This window comes from Methanomassiliicoccus sp. (assembly GCA_012719175.1).
GTDB lineage: Archaea > Thermoplasmatota > Thermoplasmata > Methanomassiliicoccales > Methanomassiliicoccaceae > UBA6.
On sequence record JAAYAX010000014.1, the window covers coordinates 122,490 to 148,059 of the forward strand.

Consider the following 25,570-nt stretch of genomic DNA (forward strand, 5'->3'; position numbering starts at 1 on the left):
CTCACATCAGGAAGGTGATACTATGTACCTGCCGACGATGGCCTTTGCTTTTCCGAAGTTCTCCATGCCTATGATGTCATCGACCTCCAGCTCGATGGAGAAGGCCTCCTCGATGCGGGAGACTATCTTGAGATGGGTCAACGAGTCCCACGCCTCCAGTTCGTTGTACGCGGTCGAGTCGACCAGTTCCTCTTCAGAAATGCTAAGCTCCTCGCGGAAGATCGCTCTCAAAGTCTTGATTTGGTCTTCGTTCATCGGCATCATCCCTCTGGACCATCATGGCGAACGCGATGGCCTGCTCCTGGCCGTGGGAGATACTTAATAATATTTGGAAATTGCCAGCATGCTCACTGGAAATGAGAGCACGGGGCGCTCCCTGGTCATCACCTCTTACATCGATGTCCCGGAAAAAAATATTGCACCCCGGTCTTGCCGACCTCACTGCCTTGATTATCGCCTCCTTCGCGGCAAAGCGGCCCGCCAGTGCAGGGGCGGGTTCCTTTCGCCGGAAGATCTCCGCGGCCTCCTCATCGCTCAGGAAGTAAGACACCACTTCACTGTCCGGTCGCAGCCCCCGGAACCTGGAAACCTCCACGATATCCACCCCGATCCCCAGGACGTTCACGGTACCCTGCCTCCATCTAACACACGGTCGTGCATTCCCTCCTCCCAGGCCTACAGCTTCCTGATGGTGGGGCGGGCGGGATTGCCGGCCACGAACGTCCCGGCCTCCACGTCCCGGACCACCACCGAGCCCAGTGCCACCTTGGCGTCGTCCCCGATGCTAACGCCGGTGTTGATGGTGCATGATGGAGCCAGCCAGCAACGGTCCCCTATCTTAACGCTGCCCGCGATCTGGGTATGGGCGATTATCAGGCAGTCCTCCCCCACCTGCACGTTATGGGCGATGTGCACCAGGTTATCGATCTTGGTCCCGCGACCGATGGCGGTATCGACCAGGGCGCCCCGGGCGATGCAGGTGTTGCTGCCTATCTCCACATCATCCCCTATGGTCACCCCTCCGATCTGAGGGAACTTCTCCACCCTCCCCTCGGGACCACGATTATAGCCGAAACCGTCGGTCCCTATGACCGCACCGGCGTGGACGGTGACGCCACGCCCGATCCGGACATGGTCGTAGACGGTCACTGACCCCAGCAGTTGGCTTCCTTCACCTATGATCACGTCGTTACCGATGGTGCAGAAGGGGCCAACGTAAGCGTCGAGGGATATGCTGGTGTTGTCACCGATCACAGCGGTCCTGTGCACCCCTGCAGGTCTCTTCTTGACGAAGTACCTCTGCAGGACGCGGGAGAATGCCAGCCGGGGATCATCGACCAGTATCAGGGTTCTGTCCTCCCGGTGCCGCCACACATCCTCATGCTCCTTCAGTGTTATGACGATGCCAGCCTTGGTCTGACAGAGCAGCGATCTTCCCCTGTCCCCTTGCTTATTGCAGAACGTTATGGAGAGATGGTCTGCGGCATCGATAGGGAGCGCTCTCTCCACGACCGGTTCCCTACCTCCCACGACCTTGTGCTCACATCCGAGCGCATCCAGAATTTCCTTAAGTGCGAGTTGGGGCATGATATCAGGCCTTCGGGGCTCGGCATCCACGGACCTAGCTCACTGGATGAGGCCCAGGATAAGAACTCCCCTCGTTTCATAAAGTCTTCGCCGCGAGTGCTGGAGATCGGGGCCGTCCTAGGGAGCCGAACGCCGCTGGGATGACAGTAATCGTTCGTAAGCCCGCAGCAGCCTCTGGCCCATGACTCCCCAGTTGTACTCCCTCTCCGCGGCCGCGCGGCCCTTGCGTCCCATGTCCATCCTCGCGTTATGATCCCTCAGTACCTCTATGGCCGCCCTGAAGTTGTCCTCGCTCCAGTCGAAGGTCATGCCGCATCCGTTGGCCTCCACGATGTCCCCGGTGAGGGTCCCTCGGGATGCCAGAACGGGGAGGCCGAACGCCATCCCCTCCCCCATCTTGTTGGCAATACCAGTGCGGTAGTTCTCATTGGCAGGATCGGCCAGTATCAGCACCACGTCGGCCTTCGTGTACTCCTCGAGAAGTTCAGTGAACGGAAGGTACCCCAGGTATTCCACGTTCGGGAACATCTCAGAAGCTCTCTCCACTGCACCCTTCAGGCGACCGGAGCCGGCGATCCTGAGGATGCAACCAGGTATCTTGGAGGCGGCGTCCATGCTCTCCTCAAGGTAGCGCATGGGTTCGAAGGTGACGGGGTTGAAGAGCACGATGGGGCCTTGATCCTCATGTACCCTCATCTTCGAGAGAGGAGGTAGCTCGATGACGTTCATGACCACCAGGACATCCTCCTGAGAGTGCTTCCGGAGCCCCTCCGCCATGACCTCGTTTATGGTGACCACCAGGTCGGCCTTGGGGACCAGCATGTCCTCGAACCTCTGCACCGCCCGGGAGACCGTTCTTGGCACGTCGAGGGCTATCATCTCCGCATAACGCTCATGGGCATCGAACACCAGGGGAACTCTTCTGAGGCGGGAGATCAGCAGGCCGATAGGCAAGGTATCCAGGTCGTGGGCGTGTATCACATCAGGCTTGCTACGCCTCGCCTCCCCGAGAGCACGCAGCAAGAATAAGGGATAGTTCAGGGCCAGGGCGATCTGCCCTCCTACCTTTCGAGTGCGGAGCCGATGGACATGGACCCCTTCCATGTCCTCCCGGAGGGGGCGGGCCCAGGTGCGGTCCCATGCTGCCACCACCATGTCATAACCGCCCTGAAGAAGGGCCCTGGCCTCCTTGTGGACCCGGGGATCGGGCCGGTACTCATTGGTGACCAGCATTAGCACGGAGCGGCCCATTTTCCCTCCGCTCAAACGTTCGTGGCGACTGTCCTGCCCTCACGTAGGGCTTCCAGACTCTTCTCCAGCATCACCACGGTCTTCACCCCGATCACTCCGGAGTTTCTCGTCTCCGCGAAGGGGTCCCCAATCGACTGCAGGAAGTGCACCAGCTCCGTCCGGATGGTATTGTTTCGCTCGATGCCCAGCTTGTACGTGTACCCGCTCTCGTAGATGGTGACGTCCTGGGCCACGGCATCGATGAGGGCGGAGCGGTTCTCCCCGATTATCTCTATCTGCCGGACCTTGCGTGGAGCGAGCCAGTTGAGGGTGGCGTGAGCGATAACCCCCGAAGGCATCTCACATGATATGTACGCCGCTTCCTCCAGCCCCTTTCGTCGATAGGGTCTTCCAGTGCAGGTTATCTTCTCTGGCCAGTCATCGAAGATGAAGTTGACCATGTCAAAGAAGTGGGGCGCGAGGTCAACTATCACATCCCGGTCCGCGAAGGGCTGCTCCAGGTTCATCCATACAAAGTTCATGAGGTATGGCCTTCCGAAAAACTTCTGGGATATCAGTCTCCGCATCTCCAGCAAGGCGTTGTTGAAGCGGTAGATATGGCCGACCGACAGGGTCAAGTTAGATTCGCTGGCAAGGTCCACAAGTGCCTGTCCCTCCTGGGACGATAGGGTGAGGGGCTTCTCCACCAGGACATGCTTTCCCGCCTCCAGGGCATCCTTGCAGGCCTGATAGTGAAGGCCGTTGGGAAGGCAGATGTTGACCGCTACCACGTCCTCGTCCTTCAGGACCTCCTGGTAATCGTGGTAGAGGCCCTGGACTCCGTACCGGTCGCGGCAGAATTCCAGGTTCGCATCCATCTGGTCGGATACGGCCTTCACCCGTACCCCTGGTATGTTGGTGTACTCATCGACGATCTTCTTTCCCCAGTAGCCGACCCCCAGAACGGCTACGTCGAAGCGTCTCATCCCTTTCCTCCGTAGTGCTCGATGATGCTTTGGCAGACCCGGTCCACTTCCTCATCGGTCATGGCAGGGAATATAGGCAGGGATAGCAACCTACCGGATTGTCTTTCGCTCTCCGGGTACGAGCCTTGGCTGAACCCGAAAGCGTCACGGTATACGGGCTGCAGGTGTATGGGAACGGGGTAGTGGACACCGGTCTCTATCCCATCTGCGAGGAGATGCTTAGCAAGCTCGTCCCGGTCGTCCGTCTGCACCACGAACAGATGGAACACCGGCGTGATGTCCCGGCCTCCCATCGGGGGCAGTCGGACCTCCTCCACGTCCTTTAGCTTCTCTGTGTAACGGCGGGCTATGTCCCTTCTCCTCTCGTTCCACTCGTTGAGGTGCCTCAGCTGGACTCGTCCTACGGCGGCGTTGGCGGTGTTGAGGCGGGAGGTGAAGCCGAACACATCGTGTATGTACCGGGATGTCCGCCCGCAGTCCCGCAGCTTCCGGATGTCGTCAGCCAATCTCTTGTCGTTGGTTGTGACCATTCCTCCGTCGCCGCCCACGGTCATGTTCTTGGTGGGGTAGAAGGAGAAACAGCCTACGTCCCCGATGGCACCCACTTTCTTGCCCTTATAGATCGCGCCGTGGGCCTGGCAGGCGTCCTCGACGATCTTGACGTTCTCACCCACGTTCTCACGGATCTCGTCCATCTGGGATGGATATCCGAAGAGGTGCACAGGCATGACCGCCGCCGTTCCCTTGTCCACTCTTATCTCCCGAGGGTCCAGGTTATAGTCCTGCGATGAGGAGTCGGCGAACACCGGGGTCGCGCCGGCATGCACCACGGCATTTGCGGTGGCGATGAAGGATAAGGGAGTAGTGACGACCTCCCTGCCTCGAACATTAAGGGCCAGAAGGGATAGTATCAGGGCGTCGGTCCCGGACGATACGGATATGGCGTGATCCGTACCGATGAATCTTGCGAACTCGTCTTCGAACTTGAAAACGCTCTCGCCGAGCACCATGCGCTCGTTGCGGAGGGCGTCGGACATGGCCTGGATCATCTCTTCTGTCACGGCTGGCCGTGATGTTGGGATCTTGTTCATGAGCTCACTTCCTCTCGATCTGATGTGCAGGGTTTCCTACCACCAAGGCCCCCGGGGGAACGTCGCGGGTCACGACCGCCCCGGCGCCCACTAGGGCGTTCTCTCCGATGGTCACCCCGCAAACGATCACGGCCCCGGCGCCGATGGAGGCGCCCTTCTTGATGGTAGTGGGCACGATGTCCCAGTCCCCCACGGCCTTGGGGTATAGGTCATTGGTGAAGGTCACACGAGGACCGACGAATACCTCGTCCTCGATAGTGACTCCAGTGGGAATGAAGGCGAAAGCCTCTATCTTGCAGCGGTCCCCGATGGAAACGTTGCGCTGGATCTCGACATAAGCTGCTATCTTGCAGTCGCGACCTATCCTGCAACCATAAAGGTTGACGTAGTCGCGTACCACTGTCCCCTCCCCGATCTCACAATCGACGATCGAGTGATACTTGGCCAAGAGCTTCATCTGAAAATCAAAGTCGCTCCTTGGCCATAAATATTTGCTACTGGGTAATCGGAGATGACGCTAGCTGGTTTTCGGATCAATGACCTCCTAGCGAGCCTAACACTATAACGATCAAGGAAGAGGTTGGTATCGAAACGACTGCGAAAAGAGGGATGCTTGACCCAATTTCGATCTACATACACCTCTCACTAGCATGGCCTCCCCCCGCAATGTGTGATCGACTTCACCAGAAAATAAAAATGTGAGACATTGACACGATGAGCGAGACAGCTACCCGAGCCACCTTGAAAAGGTCCATGTTTTGGGTTTAGCAGGTCATACATCACATGAATGAGATATACCTGGGAGAAAAAATTGGGGAGGGGTCTGTTCAGACCCTAATGTCATGGCTGTTCTTGTCCCCTCTCCCGATCCCCTTGTATACGAAACCCAGATCGATGTATTTGTCGGGTGCTACCACATTGCGGCCATCGATGATGATGGGGTTTTTCTGACCGGTCAGCTTCTTCATCTTCGCGGGATCGAGATCGAAATAGTTAGAGTGGGCGGTCATCACTGCGATGCAGTCCGCCCCTTTTACAACCTCATCTATGTCCCTATATAACTCCACTTCCGGGTAACTAAGCACGTGGGGATCGTGAACAGTAACCTTGGCCCCTGCTTCCAGCAGCAGGTCCCGATAGGTCTCCGAGGGCGGATTTCTGGCATCGTCCGAATCATTGATGAAAGCCCAGCCCAGCATGGCCACGTTCGCCCCCTCTGGGCGCTTGCCAATGCGGTCCAGCGCGCTCACCGTCAGGTTGAACATATGCCTCGGCATGAAATCATTGACCTTTCTGGCAAGAACGTAGATCGATTCCGAACCCTCAGGATAATCTAGATTGCTGCCACGGACCTTCACGCCACGTTCCAGGTGGTACGTGTCCTTTGTCAAGCAGTGGCCGCCTACGCCAGCTCCGGGCCATAGAATGGCACGGGTGATCCCTTCTCCCTTCAAGCTATCGATGCCTGCCCTCACATCATACACGTTCACGCCCATGGCTTCGCAGTAAAGTGCCAGCTGATTTACGGCTGCGATCTGGAGGTCCCTGAATGTGTTCTCAGCGGTTTTTGTAACCTCGGCTGCGGTGGCCGTCATCTTAATGATCTTTCCTTTCGTCAGTACAGGGGCATAAAGTTCGACAGCACGCTTAGTGCTTGAATCATCGATACCCCCAACGATCCGATCATGTTCCTGGATGTTCTTCAGTAGACGTCCTACCATGACCCTCTCGGGAGCATGCGCCAGTGCAAAGTCCTCGCCCGCGACGAGCCCGGACTCTTCTTCCAGGATCTGACGAGCCATACCGTCAGTGGTGCCCGGAGTGATGGTCGATTCGAGGACCACCAGCATTCCCGGCTGCAGATATTTTCCTGCATTACGTATGCCCTCGTTCAAAGCCCCAAAATCGGGTTCGAGGTCCTTGGGGTTCGCAAAAGGAGTCTGGATGGCAAGAGCCACCGCGTCCATCTCGGAGATCTTGGAAAAGTCAGAGGTGCACTTGAACTTCCCAGCCTTCACAACCTTTGATAACAGCTCCTCCAATCCCGGCTCGTTGCCCTTCAGGGGACATTCTCCCCTGTTCAGCATGTCGATCTTATATCCAGAGGAACTGGATGCTCGTTGAAATCCCAACACAAGATCAAATTTTTGAACATCGGCGAATAGTGCCGCGGCAGGAATTCCCACATACCCCATTCCGATAACACCGATCTTCCTTATTGGCCCCCTCTTCGACAACAATGACTGCAATTTATCCGTCATAACAAACCAACTCGTGCAAATCTATCTAACATCATACGCAAGCGGCGATGCGCCCACCAACGACCCCTCATAACATATTCGCTCAGGGATATGATTTTGTCCCTTGATTCGTTCCACTGTCCTTGGCTAGTTCAAAACTAACAGTCTTTTATATTTTTTGGTATGGCCATAATTTTGAAGGAACCAGAATGCATTTTGGACCTACTAGGCCCACTGATACCTCAAGGAAAACCTAAGGTTGGGTGGGCATAAATATGTTTAACGATCCCTCACCTCTCGCGGAGGCTGCCCCTCGAGACGGATAAAGTTGTCGAAATTTCGATGGACAATAAGACTGTTGCTCCAACGGACCTCTATCAATGAGATCGACCTGGGTTGTCTCAAGAACTCGCGGGAGACGAAGGCTAACCGGGGATAGGTACCTGGTCTCAGGTTGCGCCCCTATTTGACAAAAGCTTAAGAAACAATAACCGCACTGTCCGGAACATGCTGAGGATGGGCGTTATCGGCGTTGGATCGATGGGACAGAACCATGCAAGGATCTATTCTGAGATGGATTGCTTGGAGGGCGTATACGATGCCTTTGCCGAGTCCGCCCAGAGGATCTCCAAAAAGCTGGACACCACTGCCTACTCTGACGTCACCTCCTTGTTGGAGAATGTTGACGCGTTGAGCATCTGTACGCCCACCACGACCCACTACGACACGGCGAGGCAGGCCATAGAGATGGGCAGGTCCGTGCTGGTGGAGAAGCCCTTCACCGGCGATGTGGATAAGGCCAGGGTACTGTGCGAGATGGCCGAGTCTAAGGGAGTGGCCTTGGCCTCAGGGTTCGTGGAGCGTTTTAATCCTGTCGTCGAGGCGACCAAAAACTCGCTGGCGTCGGGGCGCTTCGGTAGCGTGGTCTCCATCGCCTCCAGGAGGGTCTCCTCATTCCCATCTCGGATTAGAGACGTAGGGGTGGTGATGGACCTTGCCATCCACGATATCGATGTCATCCGGCACCTTTCAGCTAAGAACATAGAGTCGGTCTACGCCCTAGGTGGGAAGCTGGCCAATGACCGTTTCGAGGACCATGCGGTCATACTTCTGGAACTGGAGGGCGGGGCCACGGGGATGGTGGAGGTAAACTGGCTCACCCCCATGAAGGTCCGCAACGTCACTCTCACCTGCTCTAACGGCCTGGCCCAGATGGACTACATGGACCAGAGCCTGAGGTTCTCGACGGCCAACTTGATGGGGGTGGACCTCGCCAACATGTCCCAGATACCGATGGAACTGGACACTCATCACGTCCTGGTTCGCAAGGAGGAGCCGTTGAAGAGAGAACTGGCCTCCTTCATGCATGCTGTGGAGACCTCGAGCCGCCCGGACTCCGACGGCTGGAACGCCCTGACCAACATCTCCGTGGCGACAGGTGCCCTGGCCTCCATGAGCAAAGGTTGCCGCGTGGACCTCTGAGGCGTGTCGCAGGGCATTTCCCCATAGTTATCATGCTCCAGTACTACGTCCCAGTTCTTTTTATGCCTGGGCGATATACATCAGGTCCATCATGTTGGTCAGTGTGGTCCTTAACATAATGAACGAGGAAAGGTACATCGCCGATCTGCTTGACAGCCTGGTGATCCAGGAGCAGCCTTTAGAGATAATCGTGGTCGATGCTGACTCTAAGGACCGGACCCGTGATGTGGTGAACAGGTTCGTGAAGAAGTATCCATTCATAAAGCTCTACGTGCACCCGGGGACCAGGGGGGAGAGCACCAACTTCGGCATATCTCAGGCCACCGGGGATGTCATTGCGTTCACCGGCGGGGACGATCTCGCCAACCCTAACTGGATCAAGGAGCTGCGAAGGAGCTTCTCCGAGGGCGCGGACATCGTCGCAGGACGCTCCATCATGATAGGGCTGAAGGCCTGGGAGGACCTTGACCGAGTGGAGCTGTACCATAAAGGATTTGATGTCTCCTATCCCTCGGCGAACATGGCCTTCCGTAGAGAGGTCCTGAAGATAGTTGGCGGGTTCGATACCTGGTTCATCACCGCTGAGGATATCGACCTCAACTACAGGTCCATCGATGCTGGGTACTCCATAACCTGGAACCCTGAGGCCATCGTCTATCGCAGGACCAAGTCCACCGTCTACGGTTTCTTCCACCAGGCGTTCTGGAACGGGGCGGGGAGGAAGCAGCTCACCCTCAAGCATGGTAGCCTGTGGGACCGTTACGATCCCCTACGCATGTTCAAGCAGAAGATGACCTTCTGGGCCCTTGTGCGTTTGGCGGTAGCACTGATGGGCTATGTTGGATTCAAGGTCTTCTCCGACAAGGGCCCGTACGGAAAGAAAAGTATGGAACCGGTCGCTGTATGATGGTAACGCCCAGACCCTGGCCATTATTAATGAGCACTGCCTTATGCGCACTGGGTCTATCTTGAGATTGAGCGTAATAATCCCCACCCTTAATGAGGAGGAATGCATCGGTCAAGTGATCGATGACGTCAGCTTTAGCCTCCGGGACAAGGGCTTTGATTATGAGATCATGGTAGTGGACGGCAGGTCCACCGACCGCACCAGGGACATCGCCAGGGAGATGGGGGCCGTGGTGGTCGAGGAGCCGCGGAAGGGGTACGGCAGGGCCTACAAGACCGGCTTCGAGAAGGCTCAGGGAGAGGTCATCGCCACTCTTGATGGTGACTGCACATATCCCACCGAGAGCATTGTACCTCTGATGGAGATGCTGGACAAGGATGATCTGGAGTTCATAACCACCGACCGCTTCGGTCACATGGAAGAGGGAGCGATGAGCAACATGCACAAGATAGGGAACTTGGCACTGTCGTTCACCACCCGCCTCCTTTTCGGACGCATCATCAGGGACTCCCAGAGCGGGATGTGGGTGTTCCGTAGGGAGGCGTTGAAGAAGATCAATGTGGAGGCGGACGGGATGCCGTTCTCCGAGGAGATCAAGATCGAGGCTTTCAGGAAGCTCCGTTCCCGAGAGGTCATGATAGTCTACCGCCGCAGGGTGGGGGAGGTCAAGCTATCATCCTGGAAGGACGGCTGGAACAACTTCAAGTTCCTGTGGACAAAAAGATTCCTCGGCCCTCGAGACAGGTCCTTGCGATCCTGAAGGTCTCCCTAAGACTGTCCTTGACCTTGGCGTTATATATGCTGGCTGCGGGGTGGTATGCGGGTATCAGCACCTTCCTGCTGCCTCTGACCGTTATCTCCTGAGGCTGGTTGACCTCATCCTTCATCTTCACATCCCGCCCCAGAAGGTCACGAGCCGCGGAGCGGCCCAGGGTTATGATGACCGTGCGATCGGCCAGCTCATCCTCCAGAAAGGGGAAGCACGCTTCCATCTCCTCCGGGGTGGGGGGACGGTTGCCAGGGGGGCGGCACTTCACGGTATTGGTGATGTACACCATAGACCGGGACAGGCCTTCCTCTTCCAGGAGTCGGTCCAGAAGCTTACCAGACCTCCCCACGAACGGCCTTCCCTGCTCGTCCTCCTTAGCCCCCGGAGCCTCTCCTACCAACGCTAGGGGTGAACCAGGGTCCCCATCGGGCATCACCAGTCGGGCGCGCCCCTCGCACAGCCGGCATCTCCGGCAGTCGTTCTCCGGTTTCATCGCCTCAGGATCTCTTCAGCGGTGACCAGTGAGCTGAGCCTTACCTCGATATCCCATAGCTTGGCCTCACCGCCCTCCTGCCTGTTCACCACGCACAGCACGTCCTCCACCACGCCTCCCGCGGCCCGGACGATACCGATGGCCTCGATTACCGAGCCAGCGGAGGTTATCACGTCCTCCACCATCAAAACCTTCTCCCCCTGCTCCAGAGAGCCTTCGACCTTCTTCTGGGTCCCATGGTCCTTCTTCTCCCTGCGCACCATGATATAGGGGACCTTGGTCCTGAGCGAGAGGGCCACGGCCAGCGGAATGGAGCCCAGCACCACCCCTGCGATCTTGTCGAACCTCAGGCCCCTCTGTTGGATCTCCCTCGCCATCTCGTCGGCGATGGTCTCCAACACATCGGGGTCAGTGCTGGCCCTCTTGATATCGATATAGTACGGACTTTTCTTGCCTGATGCGAGCGTGAACTCTCCGTACATCAGGGCCTTGCATCTGACCAGTACCTCCTTGACTCTAGCCTGCATTATCACCACGGCTCCTTCTTCTTACCGAGCTTGAAACCTATTATATTGACGCTGCGGTGGAGGAGGGGGACGAACACCAGCAAAGCTATGAGCGCTATCACGGCCTCGCCATCAAGATAATGAGCCCATAGCCATCCAGGATAGGTAAGCGCGGTCAACCCCAACGCCCCGATGACGAAATCGTACTGGTCCAGCCCCGCGGCCTTCTGTCCCCTCACCATTCCCAGGCGGCGTTTGATAAAAGCCCCTGCCATATCTCCCAGTAGAGACCCCAAAGAGAGTGAGAACACCACTCCAATGGGCATGAGCCCAAGACCCCACCTCCAGCTTTCCGAAGCGTCCAGGGCCGTTGTCAAGATGGCCAGTAGCAGCCCTAGAGACGTACCCGCGGAGACCCCTCCGATCAATCCGGTCCAGGTCTTGCCGTCCCCCAGGATCCGCTTCCCCCTCCATGTCCGGCCGAAGTCGACCGGGGTGCCCCCACCGAACAGCACCGCAGCGGAGTTAGGGAGCAGTGCGGGCAGGAAAAGGAATATGCCGCTGATGGCGACCATGAGGAGGTCCATGAGGCAGGAATGACCATCCCGTAGATTAGCATTGCCCATCCTCCGGAGGTCTATGCTGACGTGGCGACCCTTCGCTAGAGATGCCATTGAAGGGATGGGGGTTAGAAGGATGTTCATACAAAACATTATGAGAAAGAGGCAGAGACCGACGAGGATTACTGGTGCCTAAGATCGATTTTCAACTACTGCTGGCAAATCCATCTATTGTTGAGCTATGGGGTCGTCCTGGCAGCTGAGCGTTTTGCTTGACCTACCGGGAGCATTGGGACCATGGTATGCCCCCAGTGGAAAAATTTTGTTATTTCCCTTTCAACCCATCTTCCTTCGAACGAAGAAGTTCAGAACGTCGTTGACCACGGTGGAGGAGGTTTCGACCTCCAGGCGGTCGGAGAACTGGTTGGCCCTCCGGTCAAGGATGACGGCTACCCCCATGTCGGTCTCCGTGCGTATGAGCCGGCCTATCGCCTGTAGCAACTTCCTGGTCACAGGAGCTTTCACTGTGTACTCCCAACCCCGTCCGAACCTTACCTCGTAATAGTGAAGCAAAGCCCGTTGCTTGGCAGTTGGCTTGGGATAGGGTATGCCCGCGATGATGGCGACCTCCAGCTCCTTGTCGGGGAAATCGATCCCTTCGCTCACCCTTCCACCCATTACTGCTAGTAGCACCGCGCCTTCAGGGGAGCTCTTAAAGCGGCTGACCTCCTCCATCAGATCGCTCTGGCCCATTCCCCGCCGCTCCGTGTACACTGTCCTGTGTATACGGGACAGGAGGCCATCGTCCAGGAAGCGGTCCATGAGGGCATAAGAGGGAAAGAAGACCACCGTGTTCCGGTCCAGTACGTTGCACAGAGAGACAGTATGGCCCTCCATGCGTTCAATTATCTCCTCGTCCTTAACTATGTCCTCGTACCTGGAGGTGACGTCCTCCAGATAGAACACCTTACGGTTCTCGGGAGGGAAGGGGGAAGGGAAGGTCATCAAGGGCGTACCCTTCGGTAGGCCGGTGGAGTCCCGGTACTCGTTCAGGGGGCGCAGCGTCCCTGACATGTGGACCGATGCATGACACTCCATTAAGGCCCTGCAGGCCAGCCCCGGGTCCATGCAGTAGGCCTCGAATGCGGGGTTTTCCCCACCCACTACCAACTTCACGTAGCACTCCTCGTCCAGATCAAGCCAGAACTGAAGGAAGCTCCCTAGGGAGTGCATGTAGGAGCGTGGGAGCCGTCCGCTCTTGCGTTTTTCCTCCCGTATCGTCTCCCCGTACGCCAACAAGGACCTGGTCATGTTGAGAAGCCCTTTGGTGGTGGCAGTGAAGGTGCTCATCAGGCCCTCCTCCAGAAAGATTGGGGGGATCAGACCATCATCCTCTATCAGGAACTCCTCCAAGGCCTCCCGCAGCCTCCTGCGGCATGCATCCACCAAATCTAGTGTGCTTATTCCTTCAGCGATCTCGGGGTCCCCCTGCTCATTTGCCTCCTTGGCCGCCAGATCCAGGAGCCGAGATGATAGCGAGACCGAGCGTATCTCCCGGGCATACTCGAGCAGGTTATGGGCCTCGTCCACAATGACCACCGCATCTGATATGGGGATGTTCATCCAGTCGAGGAGATTGTGCCTGATGAAAGGCATGAAGAAGAAAGCATATGGGGCGGTCACCACGCTAGCCTTGGGCAGGAGGTCCTTGATGAGCTCATGAGGACAAAGGCCTGAGCCGTCACAATAGGTGATGAACTCCTCCACCGTAGGTAGCTCTTCTCTGAAGTAATGCTCCACATCGGCGAAGTTTGTGGACAGGACAGCCTCATAGAACCTGCATCCACCACTCTTACCCGCCCGTGACCTCGCCTTCCGTTCCGCGCACAGTTTCGACAGCTCTTCGGGATTGCCGCTCCGGAGGTCAGGGTCTCTCTGTATCAGCGGGCAAGTGCTCTGCCTCCCCTGAAGGCCGACGCCCAAGACTGGGCGGGACCTGTTGATCTTCCTCAGCTCCAGCATGACCTGCCGTTGCTGGGAGTTCGTTCGGGTGAGGTATATGACCTTCTTATCCTGTTCCAGTGCGGCTTGGAGGGTGCCCGAGAGGGCGCAGATGGTCTTGCCCGTTCCCGTTCCAGACTCCACAACAAGATGCCCCCGAGAGCGGACGCAGGTGGATATGGCGTTGACCAATTCCATCTGGTGAGGCCTTGGGGTATAAGGGAACAGGTCCATTCAGGCACTCACCCCTGAATGGAGGATATGTTTCTTTCGGTAAGGGGAGCGAAAAACAAGTTGGGGGAGTTCAGTCCACCCTGCTCCTCTGCCAGGCATCCTCGCCCAGTTCGTCGTATATGGACAGCTGACCGGTCACATCCCCTTCCAGGGAGCCACTGTCGTCGATAAGCTCAAATATGCGCTCCTTTCGGAAAAGCCAGTAGTGGATCCTCCACTCCCTTCCATCGTAGAGCGTAGTCTCCTCTCTCTCCGTGGTGAGGATTCCAGTATCCTCTAGCATGTAGAATGCATCCCTGTCCTCAGGTTCCAGAATGTTATCGATGATTCTCTCGCTGTAACCAAAGAAGTTGAGAATATGCTGAGCCATCTGCTTGGCCTGATCGTCCGGCATGCCCTCCTTATCTATCCCATTTCGTATGGCAAGGGTAAGCTCATCCAAGGTCAGAGTGGTATCGTGGGCCAACTTTTCACTTTTCATCATCGTTAAACCTTCCAAAGGATATCTGGCTAAACTGTTATCTTCTAGAGTACCGATGCTTTGGTAGCGGTCATATAAACAGTTTGAGAGATATTTATCGTTTGTGAGAACGATATTTCCCTCTTCTGTTCTTGCGCTTTACCTTGCATAGGCCTTACTGTTCTTTCTGAGCGAGCAGTATAAAAATACGGAGGGTCTCAATACCAATAGTGATACCATCATGATTGCAGAGTTCAGCGTCGTACCGATCGGGGTAGGGGAGTCCTTGAGCGCATATGTGGCTGAGTGTATCAAGATCGTCGAGAAAAGCGGTCTAAAATATCAGCTCACGCCCATGGGCACGATCCTGGAGGGGGACTTCCACAAGGTCATGGATACCATCGCCCAGTGCCACCTGAGGGTCCGATCGATGTCCAAGAGGGTGACGACCGTGATCCGTCTTGACGACCGTGATGCACACACCGATGAGATGACGAGAAAGGTCAGGAGCGTTAAAGAAAAAATGGTTGATTGAGAAGAGGTTTTCAGATCTGGAGATAATCCCTGTTACCGATATCGCTGAGCTTGATGAAGCGGACCTCCTCGAAGCCCTTGATCGCGGCTAGCTCCTTCACAGTGTCCTCGGTGACGGGATTGTCCACCGATACCAGCATGAGAGCCCTTCCTCCCTTTTCATCCCGCCCCAGACCCATTCGAGCGATGTTTATGTCACGGCTCCCCAGTGTAGTGCCTATGCGACCGATGATGCCCGGCACATCAGCATGGACGGACATCAAAAAATCACCCTCGAGGGGCATGTCAAGATCGTAGTTGTCTATCCCCAGAAGCCGTGGCTCGGACCCCGGGAAGGCAGTACCGCGCACCTCTCTCCTGACCCCGTTGGATTGCAGGGAGATGGAGATCATATTGACGTAGCGGTCGGACTCCTCGACCTTGGACTCCACGACCTGGACCCCCTTCTCCTTGGCGATTATCTCGGCGTTGATTATGTTGGGCTGTTCCCCGGATAAGTTAGAAAGTACGCCCATGAGGGCGGAAACGGTCAGCATCTTTGAGTCCACCGAGGCCAGGTCGCCGTAGACTGTGACCTGCAGTTTGGCCACGGGGGCATCAGTAAGCTGCACAGCGAACGCTCCTAGGCGCTCTGCGACGGAGATGAACGGCACCACCTTGGGGTCCATACCCCGCACCGGTGCGTTGACGGCGTTGGAGATGCGCTTGTCCACAAGGAACATCTTCACATGCTCGGCCATCTCCGCGGACACCTTCTCCTGGGCCTCCTTGGTGGATGCCCCGAGGTGCGGAGTGACCACGATGTTGTCCAGGGTGAGCAGGTTGGATCCCGTAGGTGGTTCCTTGGAGAACACGTCCAGAGCAGCGCCGGCGATCCTCTTGTCACGGAGGGCCTCGAAGAGGGCGTCCTCGTCGATCAGTTCCCCACGGGCGACGTTGAGGATTATGGCATTGGGCTTCATCTTTGCGATCAGCTCCTTGCTGATCAGGTGATGGGTGCTGGGAGTGAGGGCCGCGTGGATGGTGATAATGTCCGACTCCTCTATAACCTGCTCAAGGGGCATGAGCCTAACCCCGAGCTTAACGGCCACCTCGGGTGGGATGTAGGGATCGAAGCCCACCAGCTTCATCTGGAAGGACTTAGCACGCTTGGCCACCTCCCCGCCTACCCTGCCTATGCCCACGATACCAAGGGTCTTTCCGTTCAGCTCGAATCCGGTGAACTTGGAACGCTTCCACTCACCTTTCTTCAGGGAGGCGTCGGCCCATACGATATTACGGGCCAGGCTCATCATCAGAGCCATGGTATGCTCGGCAGCCGAGATGATGTTGGCCGCGGGAGTGTTCATGACCAATATCCCCTTTCGGGTGGCGGCCTTGACATCCACGTTATCGATGCCTACACCGGCCCTGCCCACGACCTTGAGGTTCTTGCCGGCCTCTATCACCGCAGCATCCACCTTTGTGCCGGACCGGATGATGATAGCATCATATTCGCCAATTATTTTGATGAGTTCATCGTGGGCAATTCCCGGCCTGATGTCCACCTGGACCTGGCCGCCGCTCTTGAGCATCTCCAAGCCTTCCTTCGAGAGCTCGTCAGTGACCAACAATTTGATCATTTCATCGCCTCCAGGACCTCGTCCATTTTCTTCAGTAGCTCGCGTATCTCCGCTACGGTAAGGTCCCCCATGTGGCCTATCCGGAACGTAGTTTCCTTTATGTTGCCATAGCCATTAGATATTTCGCATCCGCGCTCCTTCAAGCCCTTGTTCAGCTTGCTGAAGTCGATGTCGCCACGGTTCAGCACTGTGATGGTATGGGACATGTAACCAGGTTCCGCGTACAGACCATGATGGGACATTGCCCATTTATGAACCTCGTCCGCCATCTCCTGATGGCGGCGGTACCTGGCCGCCATCCCTTCCTTAAGGATCCTATCCAACTGGAAATCGAGAGCGTACATCAGAGATACGGGGGGAGTGGTGAGGGAGTAGTTCTTGTCGGCCATCTTCTTCATCTGTAAAAGATCGAAGTAGTAGCCCCTGCTCGGTACCGACTTAGCTTTTTCCAGCAATCGGTCCGAGCAGCATATGACAGCCAGACCCGGTGGTAGTGCCAAGGCCTTCTGGGTCCCGAAAACGAGAGCATCAAGGTCCAGATCCTTTATCCTGAGATCAGAGCCATATATTGCGGTGACCCCATCTACGAACATCAAGGGGTCGTGCTTCTGGCGAACGGTTTCGACAATGTCTTTCACAGGGTTGAGCACCCCGGTGGAGCTCTCATTGGCTACCAGGGTCACGGCCTCGATATCATCGCTGAGCTGACCTTCCAGGTGGGCCGGCTTAATGGCCTTCCCCCAATCCCCATTGATCTTCTTGACATCCTTGCCGTTCTCCGTGCCTATCCCTTGCCAGCGATCACCGAAGGAGCCGTTGGAGATGCCCAACATCTTGCTCTTCACACCATTGCGTACGCACGCTTCCAGCAGCCCGGATGCCGATGCAGGGGACAGCATGATGTTCATGTCGGTGTCCAGGGTCTTATGGAGCTTTTCCACTACGCTCGCCTGGAGCCTCTCATATTCCTTGCTCCGATGGGTTATCATCGGCCTGGTCATGGATTCGAGGACCTCCTTACGGACCTCGACCGGACCTACGGTGAACAGTGTATGATTCAAAGACATCCCCCGGAATAGCTTCCAGGACCGCTCAGGCCAGGAGAGGGGGGGACGTCTGAGACCGTCCTCCACGTCCATATCCCGATCCGCTCGCGGTCGTCTCCATGCCTAGCACGTGGCCTATCCGGGATGGGTGACAAAAATCCATTCTGGGTAGATTGTTAGGGCCTGGCATGTTGATTTCCGGTATCATGGAAATATGAATATAAACCTTACGATGACCTTGAAGAAAGTCCAATCAATGCAGTCAGAGTTCCATGACCGCCATCCGTTCTCATGACCTCTGTGGCATGGAGATGGCACTAGAGCCGACCGCTCAGGGTCTTCAGGACCTCCAGATCTCTTTCGCGTGCTTGTTTCAGTGACTCCATAGGGACCGTTTCAATGTCAAAGATATCGGAGCATGGAAGCTGGGAGACGGTGTCGTCGAGGGTCTCTTCATCCTCCACGCTCATGACGAACGCGGCCGACCGTTGGCCACCGAAGAAGCCTCCGCTCAGCATGCCCTCCTCTTCCATGGAGATGAGCATGTCGATGCTGGGCAAGATCTTATTCTCGAGTATCTCCTTGTTCTCCTCGTCTGTCTTGCCCATGCCTCTCTCGCTCAGGGTCATCAATACAAGGAACTCCATATTGTCGCCGAATCATAATGTATCGAGCTATATGATATTCCTTCCTAGGTTCTGCATTTTTTTCTCATAGTGTCTAGAAAAGAGCTCTGTCATTCTGCAGCAATTAACCCTGCTGCTCGAAAAATTAAGAGAAGGTCATACTCTAAAGGGTATGGATGACCCTTTGGATGATGGAAGGACCGGTAGGGGGATGGAGCCAATCATAAGATTGAAGTGCGAGCATGTCACCAGGCCCCGTTCCCGGTTGGTCCTATAGGAAACGCTCATCCAACTTAATACTTATGTGCTCAGATTCGTCCATCGGGATTATCCAGACATGCAACGGTCCTTCGCTTCTAATGACTAATTCTCAGAGTCGACGTTCCCTAACAACTATGGGGTTGTTGAAAGAATGTTGGAGGGGCGATTCCCCATTCACCCCTCCCTTTGGTTCATCAGATCGAGTCTACTCCTGCACGCCGATTCGGCCGTTGGCCCCCATCTCATCCTTTATCCTATGCGCATCCCATGCCCAGCCTATTGCCAGGGCGGCGACGGATATGGGCAGGGCAATGACCAGGGGATCGATCACGGTCCACGGAGCCCCCAGTATCGCATCTTGCCCAAAGAGGAACTTGCTGATTCCTAGGGCCTGCGACTCCTTCAGGTGGACGAATGCCGTCCAAATGAACCAAGAAGCGGCGCCCAGCCCCATGGACAGCTTCGCTGCCAGGGCTGAGGGGTTCTTGCTGAACAGGCCATGGATGAAGGCGGGAAGGAATGCGCAAGCGCACAGACCCATGAACATAGCAGTAGCCCGGGCGATTATGCTTCCTGGCATTATGAAGGCCAGTCCCACGCTCAGCACGATCATGATGAGCGTTCCCCACTTGTTGGCCTTCAAAGACGGTGAAGGCAGCTCCGTTGCTTTGGTCCTCACACGCTTTATATGGGACCACAGGTCGAAGCCTGCGGTAGTCCCCATAGTGTGAAAGATGGCGCTCAAGGTGGACATGGCCGCTGCCAATAGCACCAGCATGAATATTACTACGAACAGGTCAGGCATGGCGGAGCTGATGAACAGCGGCATGATGTTGTCCACATTGCCATTGGCGGCAGCTATGGAGATCTTACCAAGGCTCTCGAAGAAGTACACGTTCGTCAGCGGACCTACCGTGTAGACTATGCCCGTGGTGAGCAGGATGAAGAGACCCCCGATGGGGACCGCCCGGTTGAGGGCCTTGTTGTCCTTGGCGGTCATGAAGCGGACCACCAGCTGTGGCTGAGCCAGGACGCCTATCCCCACTCCCATGATGATGGTGGTCACCAGGACGTACCATATCTCCGATCCGAAGGTAGGCATCGCCGTCCAGCTGAACATACCCTTGCTCGACAGGGCCGTTGGTATCTGCGGAGAAAGATCACTGAGCTTAGTGAAAGCAGTGGTGGGGTCCCCCAGCAGGGAGAACGTGAGAAAGAGAAGGACGACCATGCCCACGAGCATGATGATGCCCTGCATGGCATCGGTGTACATGACCGCTATGAGGCCCCCTGCGATAACATATATGGCGGTTATCAACGTGAAGGCCAGCAGTGCGAGGTTGAAGTCCACCCCGAGAGTGGTCTCTACGAACCTGGAGCCCCCTATCAGAACGGCAGCCGCGTAGAGTGGCATCGATACTAGAATAACGATCGCAGCGGCGTACTGCATGAACGAGGATTTGAACCTCTTTCCCATGAGATCGGGGAAAGTCACGGCCTTAAGCTTCTTTCCCAAGGTCCTCGTTCTCTTGCCGAAGAGGGCGAAGGCCAACAGCACCCCGACAGAGATATTGAGCATGGCCAACCAGATCAGGCCCATGCCGTACTGGGCAGAGATGCCTCCGAAACCTACTATCGCCGAAGTGGATATGAACGTGGCCCCATAGGACAATCCGATGATCCAGGGGTGTATGTGCCGTCCGGCCAGCATGAAGTCTTCGGAGGCTCTTGTTTTCTTATATCCAAGGTAGCCAAGAACAAGGGTGATGGCAATATAAATAATCGCGAATATCCAGAACGTGGTAGTATCTACCATTCTATCCCTCTTCTACCTCGTTCCTCTTCCACCAACCATAAAGAACACATGCTATAGTGAATCCGATAGCCAATCCATACCCGGCCAATATCCAAGGGTCGTCAATGCCCCACATTGTTTTTTCCTCCCTCAATCACCAGCGGATATGGTCCATACTAACACCTACAGTTAGTCCCCCTTTCCTCCGGCTTAAATGAATTACAATACAACTATTTTAAGTGTGCCATGCTAGAACGGTGCATGCTAGCATTTCTCTCACTGGCATCAAGTGAACTGGGACATCTCCAGCAAGCGCGTCCCTGAGGCCAGGAGCTTCTCTATGGTCACATCGATATCCTCCACACGGATGATCAGTACAGCGCACTTGCGGCCTGAGTAGGCGTAGGAGTACTCTATATTGATCCCTGCCTCGCCTAGGATGGTGATGGCATCGTACAGGCCTCCCGGCCGGTCCTCCATCTCCAACGCCAGGACATCGGTGTATCGGACAGTGTAACCCAGTCCATGCAGCTTGGAGAAGGCTTTCTCGGTCTGGTCCACCAGCATGCGAATGACACCGTAACCTGCGCCCTCGGCTATGGAGAACGCATAAATGTTGATGCCTTCCTCCTTGATCGCTTTGGCCACGGAGGCCAGGCGGCCAGGGCGATTCTCCGCGAAAATAGAGAGTTGTTTGATGTGGTACCTCTCGCTCATCATATCTCCCTCTTATCCACTACGAACTTGGACTTGCCCTCGTATCTAGGTAGGGTGCCCGGCTCCACCAATTCCACGGTAGCACCGACGTTCAAGCTGTTCTTGAGCCGATGGGCGATCCTCTCTCGGATCTCCATCAGCTTAACGATGTTGTCGGTGAAAGCCTCCTTCTTAATCTCTACCTTGACCAGCATGGTGTCCAGTGTTCCCTTGCGTTCCACAACGATCTGGAAGTGCTCACCTACCTCAGGGATGCTCATCAGGGTGTGCTGAACCTGTGAAGGGAACACGTTTATGCCGCGGACGATGAGCATATCATCGACCCTGCCAAATATGCGCTTAATACGTGGATGGGTGCGTCCGCAGGGGCAGGGCTCGGGATCGATCGATGTAATGTCGCCGATACGGAACCGGATGATGGGCAGGGCCTCCTTCTGTAGCATCGTGAGGACCATCTCGCCCTTCTCCCCGGGAGCCACATGTTCCCCGGTCTCGGGATCGATTACCTCGATATAGGTCATATCGCCCCAGATGTGGATGCCGTCCCGCTCTGAGCACTCAGAGAACATGGGGCCGGAAAGCTCCGAGGTACCGTAGCAATTGTAACCTTTTACGCCAAGCCAGTCCTCGATACGGTCCCGCATCTTGATGGACCAGGGCTCAGCTCCCAAGAGGCCGACCCTCAGATTGGTGTCGTTCTTGATCGATATGCCCATCTTCTCCGCCACCTCCCCCAAGTGAAGCATGTACGAAGGGGTGGCGGCCATGGCAGTCACCCCCAGGTCCTGAATGAGCTCTATCTGCCGTTCGGTATTTCCGGTTGAGGCCGGCACCACCGCCGCTCCGATCCGCTCTGCAGCATAGTGGAAGCCGATGCCCCCGGTGAACAGCCCGTAGGTGTTACTCACCTGAATGACGTCGTGAGGGCCTAGACCGATGGACGTAAGGGAACGTGCCAGAGAGTTGGTCCAGTTCTCGATGTCGTTCTTGGTATAGCCGACGATGGTCGGCTTCCCTGTCGTACCCGAGGAAACGTGGTATCTTACCACCTCCTTTCGGGGGACCGCGAAACACTTATCGGGGTAGCCTTCGCGAAGGTCCTTCTTGCTCATGAACGGTAATTTGGTGACGTCCTTCATACTCCTGATGTCATCAGGATGGACGTTGGCCGCTCTCATCCTTGCGTGGTAGAATTCCGAGAAAGAGTAAAGTCTGTACACCAGGGTCTTCATCGAACGATACTGGAGCGCCTCCAGCTCCTCTTGTGGCATGTTCTCGATGCGGGGTTCCCAAACGACCATCGGTCCTCACCTTACGGGCGGTCAACTTCTAGGATCGAGACCAGACCGCCCTGGAACAGCCCGTTCCTGATGCAATGGACCGGGAGTACATCCCGGTGCGGAGTGAGCGGTGATAACATGTAGCATTTATATGTTTATTGAAAAGGAGGCCCCGTCTCAGCGGAACATTCATTGCCACGATGCGACTATCGAGAAGGCATGGTTGACAAACTCGACTACCTCTACGCGATGCTTGATGATCTAGATGACGACCTTGGCGCCATGCAGGAGGACCTGGAGATAGTGCTGGAGCTGCTCGACGAGGGCGAGGTGGAGAAGGCCCGGATCATGCTATCGGAGATGAACAATTTTCTAATCGACTTCCTGGAACCCATGGAGTGCGATGATGAGGAGTGCGAATGCCACACCATGGAGGACGAGGATGAGGAAGAGGAGGAGGAAGAGGAAGAGGAGAAGCCTGCTCCAAAGGCAAAGCCCAGTAAGAAGGGGAAGAAAGCAAAGAAGAAGTAGTGCCCTTCATCCATTGAAGGCGCCCGATCCCTTTTTTTACAGGGGCCGGTCAAGCAAGCCAGGATGCCATGTGGATAGGCATACGATCCTTTCTTTCATCTCTTCTTTAGGAAAGGAGATATAATGGCCATTCCTTGTTGTTGTCGCTCATGAGATCGACCCTTGTGGATATTCTCGCATGCCCTGTGTGCAAAAGCCACCCACTTGACCTGACTGTAGAAAAGAGGGATGATGAAGATGTGGTCGAAGGGTCGCTCAAATGCCCCCAGTGCAAGGCTGAATATCCCATTGTAGATGGGATACCTGACATGATACCTCCCAAGGACAGATGATGGGTCCAGGGCTCCTAACCGCAGCGCTCTCGAACGTATCCCGTCATAGCTTTGCGAGGGCCTCTTTTATCCTGGTCATGCCCTTCGTTATGTCCTCGCGAGAGCAGGCGTATGATATCCTGAAGTGTCCTTCCCCCGAGGGACCGAATGCAGCGCCGGGCGTGACCGCGACATGGGCCTTGTCCAGAAGATAGGCGGCCATATCTTCGGAGCTCATCTTGTGATCGTACGAGGGGAATAGATAGAAAGCTCCCTTCGGCTCGGGACAATGCAATGACGGTATGTCCCTGATCAGGGACATTATTAGGTCCTTACGAGCCCGGAACTCATCGACCATCATTTCCACTGAATCCTGAGGACCTTTAAGTGCCTCCACGCCCGCCTTCTGCACGAATGATGTAACGCAGGTGAGGGAGTGGGTCTGCAGAGTGTTCAATCCCTTTATATATTCCAGGGGAGCAATGGCCCAGCCTAGTCTCCAGCCAGTCATGGCATAGGTCTTGGACAGGCCGTTGACGGTGATGGTCCTCTCGAACATGCCGTCGAGTGAGGCGATGGAGTGGTGCTTCTCTCCGAAGATTACCTTCCAATAGACCTCATCGCTCAGCACCCGCAGGTCGTGGTCCTTGGCCAGGTCAGCAATTCCCTTGATATCGTCGAACGTGAGCACGGAGCCGGTCGGGTTCGCCGGGGAGTTCAGGAGTACCATCTTAGTACGGGGACCGATGCACTCGACCACCTTCTCCGGGGTCATTCGGTAATCGCTCTCCGCTTCCAGGGGCACATAGCGAGGTATCCCGCCTGCCAGACGGACGCATGCGTCATACGTCCCCCAAGTTGGGTCGGGCAATATGACCTCATCACCGTCATCGAGCATGGCGAGCATCGATAGGAATATCGCTTGCTTGGTGGGAGTGATTATGACGTTGGCCTCGGTACAGGGTATGCCGTTCTCCTTACGCGTCCTCTCCGCCACGGCTTTTCGCAGCTCGGGGATGCCTGCCGATGGAGTGTAGTGTGTGAAGTGATCGTGGATGGAGCTGATGCACGCCTCGTTGATGTTCTCGGGAGTTGGGAAATCAGGTTCACCCATGGAGAAGGAGACCACGTCCGCGCCCTCCTGCTTAAGCCTGCTAACGATATTGGCGATCTTTACGGTACCGGATTCGGGCACGTTGCTGAGGCGCCTTGAAAGCATCGGAGCAGGGATATTGAGGTCTTCGATTTATACTTGGCGTCACGAGCGCATGGTCTCGCTTCGAAACGCAACGCATTCCGCAGTAGCTCCAGCGGAAGACGAGTATCGAACCTGGTCGGGAAATTTTCATATATGTGTCAGGATTAACGAATGTCGGTGAACAAAAATGCCTTTCGAGTTGGATATGTCCAAGCTACGCTACGGAACCGACCTTGTTAAAAGAGGTTTTGCGAAGATGCAACAGGGAGGGGTGGTCATGGACGTCACCAACGCTGAGCAGGCCCTGATAGCGGAAGAGGCGGGTGCGGTCGCGGTCATGGCCCTGGAACGGGTTCCGGCAGACATTAGGGCCCAGGGCGGGGTTGCGAGGATGTCGGACCCTGCGATGATCGAGAAGATAATCGATTCGGTCACCATCCCGGTCATGGCCAAGTGCAGGATCGGTCATTTCGTGGAGGCCCAGGTCCTAGAGTCCTTGGGCGTGGACATGATTGATGAGTCCGAGGTGCTTACACCTGCCGATCCCTTTTACCATGTGACCAAGAAGAGCTTTACAGTGCCCTTCGTGTGCGGCGCACGAGACCTAGGGGAGGCCTTGAGGCGCATTGACGAAGGGGCGGCCATGATCAGGACCAAAGGCGAAGCGGGCACCGGTAATGTCATAGAGGCGGTCCGCCACCAGAGAGCCATCATGGGAAAGGTCAGGGAGCTTAAGGGTAAGGAGGAATCGGAGCTTCGGACCGTAGCCCGGGAGATCCAGGCACCATTCTACCTCGTGGAGGAGGTGGCCAAGCTGCAACGTCTGCCTGTCATTAATTTCGCCGCCGGAGGGATCGCGACCCCCGCAGACGCAGCCTTGATGATGCAGCTGGGATCGGACGGCGTTTTCGTCGGCTCAGGCATCTTCAAGTCCGATGATCCCGCGAGACGGGCCAAGGCCATTGTGGAAGCGGTCACCCACTTCGACGATCCTGCCGTTATCGCCAACGTATCCAAGGAACTGGGCGGGGCCATGAAGGGCGTGGAGATCTCCACCATCCCTGCGGACCAAAGGCTGCAGGAACGCGGCTGGTGATCCGTTG

27 protein-coding genes are annotated in these 25,570 nt (G+C 56.1%); 7 read left to right on the plus strand and 20 right to left on the minus strand.

Annotated elements, in window-relative coordinates; all coding sequences use genetic code 11:
- Positions 1 to 6: 6 nt before the first annotated feature.
- From GXX95_10975 to GXX95_11010, 8 genes are all read right to left on the minus strand, one after another.
- A complete protein-coding gene (locus GXX95_10975; protein NLT38657.1) occupies positions 7 to 255 on the minus strand; it encodes an acyl carrier protein in 249 nt (82 codons plus the stop codon).
- Positions 203 to 625, minus strand: coding sequence for a holo-ACP synthase (locus GXX95_10980; protein ID NLT38658.1), 423 nt, complete (start codon positions 623 to 625; stop codon positions 203 to 205). Before GXX95_10980 ends, GXX95_10975 begins: the two co-directional genes overlap by 53 nt.
- Positions 626 to 675: 50 nt before the next feature.
- Positions 676 to 1,587 carry a UDP-3-O-(3-hydroxymyristoyl)glucosamine N-acyltransferase gene (locus GXX95_10985; protein NLT38659.1) on the minus strand — a complete coding sequence of 304 codons (912 nt, stop codon included), beginning with the start codon at positions 1,585 to 1,587 and terminating at the stop codon, positions 676 to 678.
- 117 nt (positions 1,588 to 1,704) lie between these two features.
- Positions 1,705 to 2,838, minus strand: coding sequence for a glycosyltransferase family 4 protein (locus tag GXX95_10990; GenBank protein NLT38660.1), 1,134 nt, complete (start codon positions 2,836 to 2,838; stop codon positions 1,705 to 1,707).
- An 11-nt stretch (positions 2,839 to 2,849) separates the two neighbouring features.
- A complete protein-coding gene (locus GXX95_10995; protein NLT38661.1) occupies positions 2,850 to 3,803 on the minus strand; it encodes a Gfo/Idh/MocA family oxidoreductase in 954 nt (317 codons plus the stop codon).
- Positions 3,800 to 4,894, minus strand: a complete 1,095-nt coding sequence (locus tag GXX95_11000; protein NLT38662.1) for a DegT/DnrJ/EryC1/StrS family aminotransferase — start codon at positions 4,892 to 4,894, stop codon at positions 3,800 to 3,802. Before GXX95_11000 ends, GXX95_10995 begins: the two co-directional genes overlap by 4 nt.
- 4 nt (positions 4,895 to 4,898) lie before the next feature.
- Positions 4,899 to 5,351, minus strand: a complete 453-nt coding sequence (locus GXX95_11005) for an N-acetyltransferase (protein ID NLT38663.1) — start codon at positions 5,349 to 5,351, stop codon at positions 4,899 to 4,901.
- Positions 5,352 to 5,721: 370 nt separating this feature from the next.
- Positions 5,722 to 7,155: a nucleotide sugar dehydrogenase gene (locus tag GXX95_11010; GenBank protein NLT38664.1), complete on the minus strand. Its 1,434-nt coding sequence runs from the start codon at positions 7,153 to 7,155 to the stop codon at positions 5,722 to 5,724.
- Between the two features lie 519 nt (positions 7,156 to 7,674).
- On the opposite strand from GXX95_11010, the gene GXX95_11015 reads away from it, so the two are divergent.
- The 3 genes from GXX95_11015 (at position 7,675) to GXX95_11025 (ending at position 10,283) form a co-directional block, all read left to right on the plus strand.
- Complete coding sequence (locus tag GXX95_11015) at positions 7,675 to 8,616, plus strand: Gfo/Idh/MocA family oxidoreductase (protein ID NLT38665.1); 942 nt, start codon at positions 7,675 to 7,677, stop codon at positions 8,614 to 8,616.
- A gap of 91 nt (positions 8,617 to 8,707) precedes the next feature.
- Positions 8,708 to 9,523, plus strand: a complete 816-nt coding sequence (locus GXX95_11020; GenBank protein ID NLT38666.1) for a glycosyltransferase — start codon at positions 8,708 to 8,710, stop codon at positions 9,521 to 9,523.
- 61 nt (positions 9,524 to 9,584) lie between these two features.
- Entirely contained in the window at positions 9,585 to 10,283 is a 699-nt protein-coding gene (locus GXX95_11025; protein ID NLT38667.1) for a glycosyltransferase family 2 protein, read from the plus strand.
- Here the strand turns inward: GXX95_11025 and GXX95_11030 are convergent.
- The 5 genes from GXX95_11030 to GXX95_11050 form a co-directional block, all read right to left on the minus strand.
- Positions 10,225 to 10,785 (minus strand): uracil-DNA glycosylase, encoded by a 561-nt coding sequence (locus GXX95_11030; GenBank protein NLT38668.1) that lies wholly within the window; start codon positions 10,783 to 10,785, stop codon positions 10,225 to 10,227. The two genes, GXX95_11025 and GXX95_11030, sit on opposite strands and share 59 nt — an antisense overlap.
- The gene (locus tag GXX95_11035; GenBank protein NLT38669.1) at positions 10,782 to 11,312 is read right to left on the minus strand and encodes an orotate phosphoribosyltransferase; all 531 of its coding nucleotides are present in this window, start codon (positions 11,310 to 11,312) and stop codon (positions 10,782 to 10,784) included. Before GXX95_11035 ends, GXX95_11030 begins: the two co-directional genes overlap by 4 nt.
- 2 nt (positions 11,313 to 11,314) lie before the next feature.
- Complete coding sequence (locus GXX95_11040; GenBank protein ID NLT38670.1) at positions 11,315 to 11,878, minus strand: CDP-2,3-bis-(O-geranylgeranyl)-sn-glycerol synthase; 564 nt, start codon at positions 11,876 to 11,878, stop codon at positions 11,315 to 11,317.
- Positions 11,879 to 12,187: 309 nt separating this feature from the next.
- Complete coding sequence (locus tag GXX95_11045; protein ID NLT38671.1) at positions 12,188 to 14,050, minus strand: ATP-dependent DNA helicase; 1,863 nt, start codon at positions 14,048 to 14,050, stop codon at positions 12,188 to 12,190.
- Between the two features lie 106 nt (positions 14,051 to 14,156).
- Positions 14,157 to 14,570, minus strand: a complete 414-nt coding sequence (locus GXX95_11050) for a hypothetical protein (GenBank protein ID NLT38672.1) — start codon at positions 14,568 to 14,570, stop codon at positions 14,157 to 14,159.
- Positions 14,571 to 14,784: 214 nt separating this feature from the next.
- On the opposite strand from GXX95_11050, the gene GXX95_11055 reads away from it, so the two are divergent.
- Positions 14,785 to 15,081: an MTH1187 family thiamine-binding protein gene (locus GXX95_11055; protein ID NLT38673.1), complete on the plus strand. Its 297-nt coding sequence runs from the start codon at positions 14,785 to 14,787 to the stop codon at positions 15,079 to 15,081.
- Between the two features lie 10 nt (positions 15,082 to 15,091).
- On the opposite strand, the gene GXX95_11060 is transcribed toward GXX95_11055, so the two are convergent.
- The 6 genes from GXX95_11060 to GXX95_11085 form a co-directional block, all read right to left on the minus strand.
- On the minus strand, positions 15,092 to 16,702 hold the full coding sequence (locus GXX95_11060) for a phosphoglycerate dehydrogenase (protein NLT38674.1): 1,611 nt from the start codon (positions 16,700 to 16,702) through the stop codon (positions 15,092 to 15,094).
- Positions 16,699 to 17,769 carry an alanine--glyoxylate aminotransferase family protein gene (locus GXX95_11065; protein NLT38675.1) on the minus strand — a complete coding sequence of 357 codons (1,071 nt, stop codon included), beginning with the start codon at positions 17,767 to 17,769 and terminating at the stop codon, positions 16,699 to 16,701. Before GXX95_11065 ends, GXX95_11060 begins: the two co-directional genes overlap by 4 nt.
- Positions 17,770 to 18,065: 296 nt before the next feature.
- Positions 18,066 to 18,380 carry a hypothetical protein gene (locus GXX95_11070; GenBank protein ID NLT38676.1) on the minus strand — a complete coding sequence of 105 codons (315 nt, stop codon included), beginning with the start codon at positions 18,378 to 18,380 and terminating at the stop codon, positions 18,066 to 18,068.
- Between the two features lie 460 nt (positions 18,381 to 18,840).
- Complete coding sequence (locus tag GXX95_11075; protein NLT38677.1) at positions 18,841 to 20,451, minus strand: sodium:solute symporter family protein; 1,611 nt, start codon at positions 20,449 to 20,451, stop codon at positions 18,841 to 18,843.
- 264 nt (positions 20,452 to 20,715) lie between these two features.
- The gene (locus GXX95_11080; protein ID NLT38678.1) at positions 20,716 to 21,150 is read right to left on the minus strand and encodes an acetolactate synthase; all 435 of its coding nucleotides are present in this window, start codon (positions 21,148 to 21,150) and stop codon (positions 20,716 to 20,718) included.
- A complete protein-coding gene (locus GXX95_11085) occupies positions 21,147 to 22,448 on the minus strand; it encodes a phenylacetate--CoA ligase (protein NLT38679.1) in 1,302 nt (433 codons plus the stop codon). The genes GXX95_11080 and GXX95_11085 overlap by 4 nt, the downstream gene beginning before the upstream one ends.
- A gap of 198 nt (positions 22,449 to 22,646) precedes the next feature.
- Here GXX95_11085 and GXX95_11090 point away from each other — a divergent pair, with 198 nt between their 5' ends.
- Positions 22,647 to 22,958: a hypothetical protein gene (locus GXX95_11090; protein NLT38680.1), complete on the plus strand. Its 312-nt coding sequence runs from the start codon at positions 22,647 to 22,649 to the stop codon at positions 22,956 to 22,958.
- 149 nt (positions 22,959 to 23,107) lie between these two features.
- Positions 23,108 to 23,290: a Trm112 family protein gene (locus GXX95_11095; GenBank protein NLT38681.1), complete on the plus strand. Its 183-nt coding sequence runs from the start codon at positions 23,108 to 23,110 to the stop codon at positions 23,288 to 23,290.
- A gap of 43 nt (positions 23,291 to 23,333) precedes the next feature.
- On the opposite strand, the gene GXX95_11100 is transcribed toward GXX95_11095, so the two are convergent.
- A complete protein-coding gene (locus tag GXX95_11100) occupies positions 23,334 to 24,488 on the minus strand; it encodes a pyridoxal phosphate-dependent aminotransferase (protein ID NLT38682.1) in 1,155 nt (384 codons plus the stop codon).
- 166 nt (positions 24,489 to 24,654) lie between these two features.
- Here GXX95_11100 and pdxS point away from each other — a divergent pair, with 166 nt between their 5' ends.
- Positions 24,655 to 25,563 (plus strand): pyridoxal 5'-phosphate synthase lyase subunit PdxS, encoded by a 909-nt coding sequence (gene pdxS, locus GXX95_11105; protein NLT38683.1) that lies wholly within the window; start codon positions 24,655 to 24,657, stop codon positions 25,561 to 25,563.
- Positions 25,564 to 25,570 lie beyond the last annotated feature (7 nt).

Coding starts and splice junctions, on each gene's coding strand:
- GXX95_10975 (NLT38657.1), bottom strand. CDS start 255: ATGAACGAAGACCAAATCAAGACTTTGAGAGCGATCTTCCGCGAGGAG.
- GXX95_10985 (NLT38659.1), bottom strand. CDS start 1,587: ATGCCCCAACTCGCACTTAAGGAAATTCTGGATGCGCTCGGATGTGAG.
- GXX95_10990 (NLT38660.1), bottom strand. CDS start 2,838: ATGGGCCGCTCCGTGCTAATGCTGGTCACCAATGAGTACCGGCCCGAT.
- GXX95_10995 (NLT38661.1), bottom strand. CDS start 3,803: ATGAGACGCTTCGACGTAGCCGTTCTGGGGGTCGGCTACTGGGGAAAG.
- GXX95_11000 (NLT38662.1), bottom strand. CDS start 4,894: ATGAACAAGATCCCAACATCACGGCCAGCCGTGACAGAAGAGATGATC.
- GXX95_11005 (NLT38663.1), bottom strand. CDS start 5,351: ATGAAGCTCTTGGCCAAGTATCACTCGATCGTCGATTGTGAGATCGGG.
- GXX95_11010 (NLT38664.1), bottom strand. CDS start 7,155: ATGACGGATAAATTGCAGTCATTGTTGTCGAAGAGGGGGCCAATAAGG.
- GXX95_11015 (NLT38665.1), top strand. CDS start 7,675: ATGGGACAGAACCATGCAAGGATCTATTCTGAGATGGATTGCTTGGAG.
- GXX95_11020 (NLT38666.1), top strand. CDS start 8,708: ATGTTGGTCAGTGTGGTCCTTAACATAATGAACGAGGAAAGGTACATC.
- GXX95_11030 (NLT38668.1), bottom strand. CDS start 10,785: ATGAAACCGGAGAACGACTGCCGGAGATGCCGGCTGTGCGAGGGGCGC.
- GXX95_11035 (NLT38669.1), bottom strand. CDS start 11,312: ATGCAGGCTAGAGTCAAGGAGGTACTGGTCAGATGCAAGGCCCTGATG.
- GXX95_11040 (NLT38670.1), bottom strand. CDS start 11,878: ATGGACCTCCTCATGGTCGCCATCAGCGGCATATTCCTTTTCCTGCCC.
- GXX95_11045 (NLT38671.1), bottom strand. CDS start 14,050: ATGGAATTGGTCAACGCCATATCCACCTGCGTCCGCTCTCGGGGGCAT.
- GXX95_11050 (NLT38672.1), bottom strand. CDS start 14,570: ATGATGAAAAGTGAAAAGTTGGCCCACGATACCACTCTGACCTTGGAT.
- GXX95_11060 (NLT38674.1), bottom strand. CDS start 16,702: ATGATCAAATTGTTGGTCACTGACGAGCTCTCGAAGGAAGGCTTGGAG.
- GXX95_11065 (NLT38675.1), bottom strand. CDS start 17,769: ATGTCTTTGAATCATACACTGTTCACCGTAGGTCCGGTCGAGGTCCGT.
- GXX95_11075 (NLT38677.1), bottom strand. CDS start 20,451: ATGGTAGATACTACCACGTTCTGGATATTCGCGATTATTTATATTGCC.
- GXX95_11080 (NLT38678.1), bottom strand. CDS start 21,150: ATGATGAGCGAGAGGTACCACATCAAACAACTCTCTATTTTCGCGGAG.
- GXX95_11085 (NLT38679.1), bottom strand. CDS start 22,448: ATGGTCGTTTGGGAACCCCGCATCGAGAACATGCCACAAGAGGAGCTG.
- GXX95_11090 (NLT38680.1), top strand. CDS start 22,647: ATGGTTGACAAACTCGACTACCTCTACGCGATGCTTGATGATCTAGAT.
- GXX95_11095 (NLT38681.1), top strand. CDS start 23,108: ATGAGATCGACCCTTGTGGATATTCTCGCATGCCCTGTGTGCAAAAGC.
- GXX95_11100 (NLT38682.1), bottom strand. CDS start 24,488: ATGCTTTCAAGGCGCCTCAGCAACGTGCCCGAATCCGGTACCGTAAAG.
- pdxS (NLT38683.1), top strand. CDS start 24,655: ATGCCTTTCGAGTTGGATATGTCCAAGCTACGCTACGGAACCGACCTT.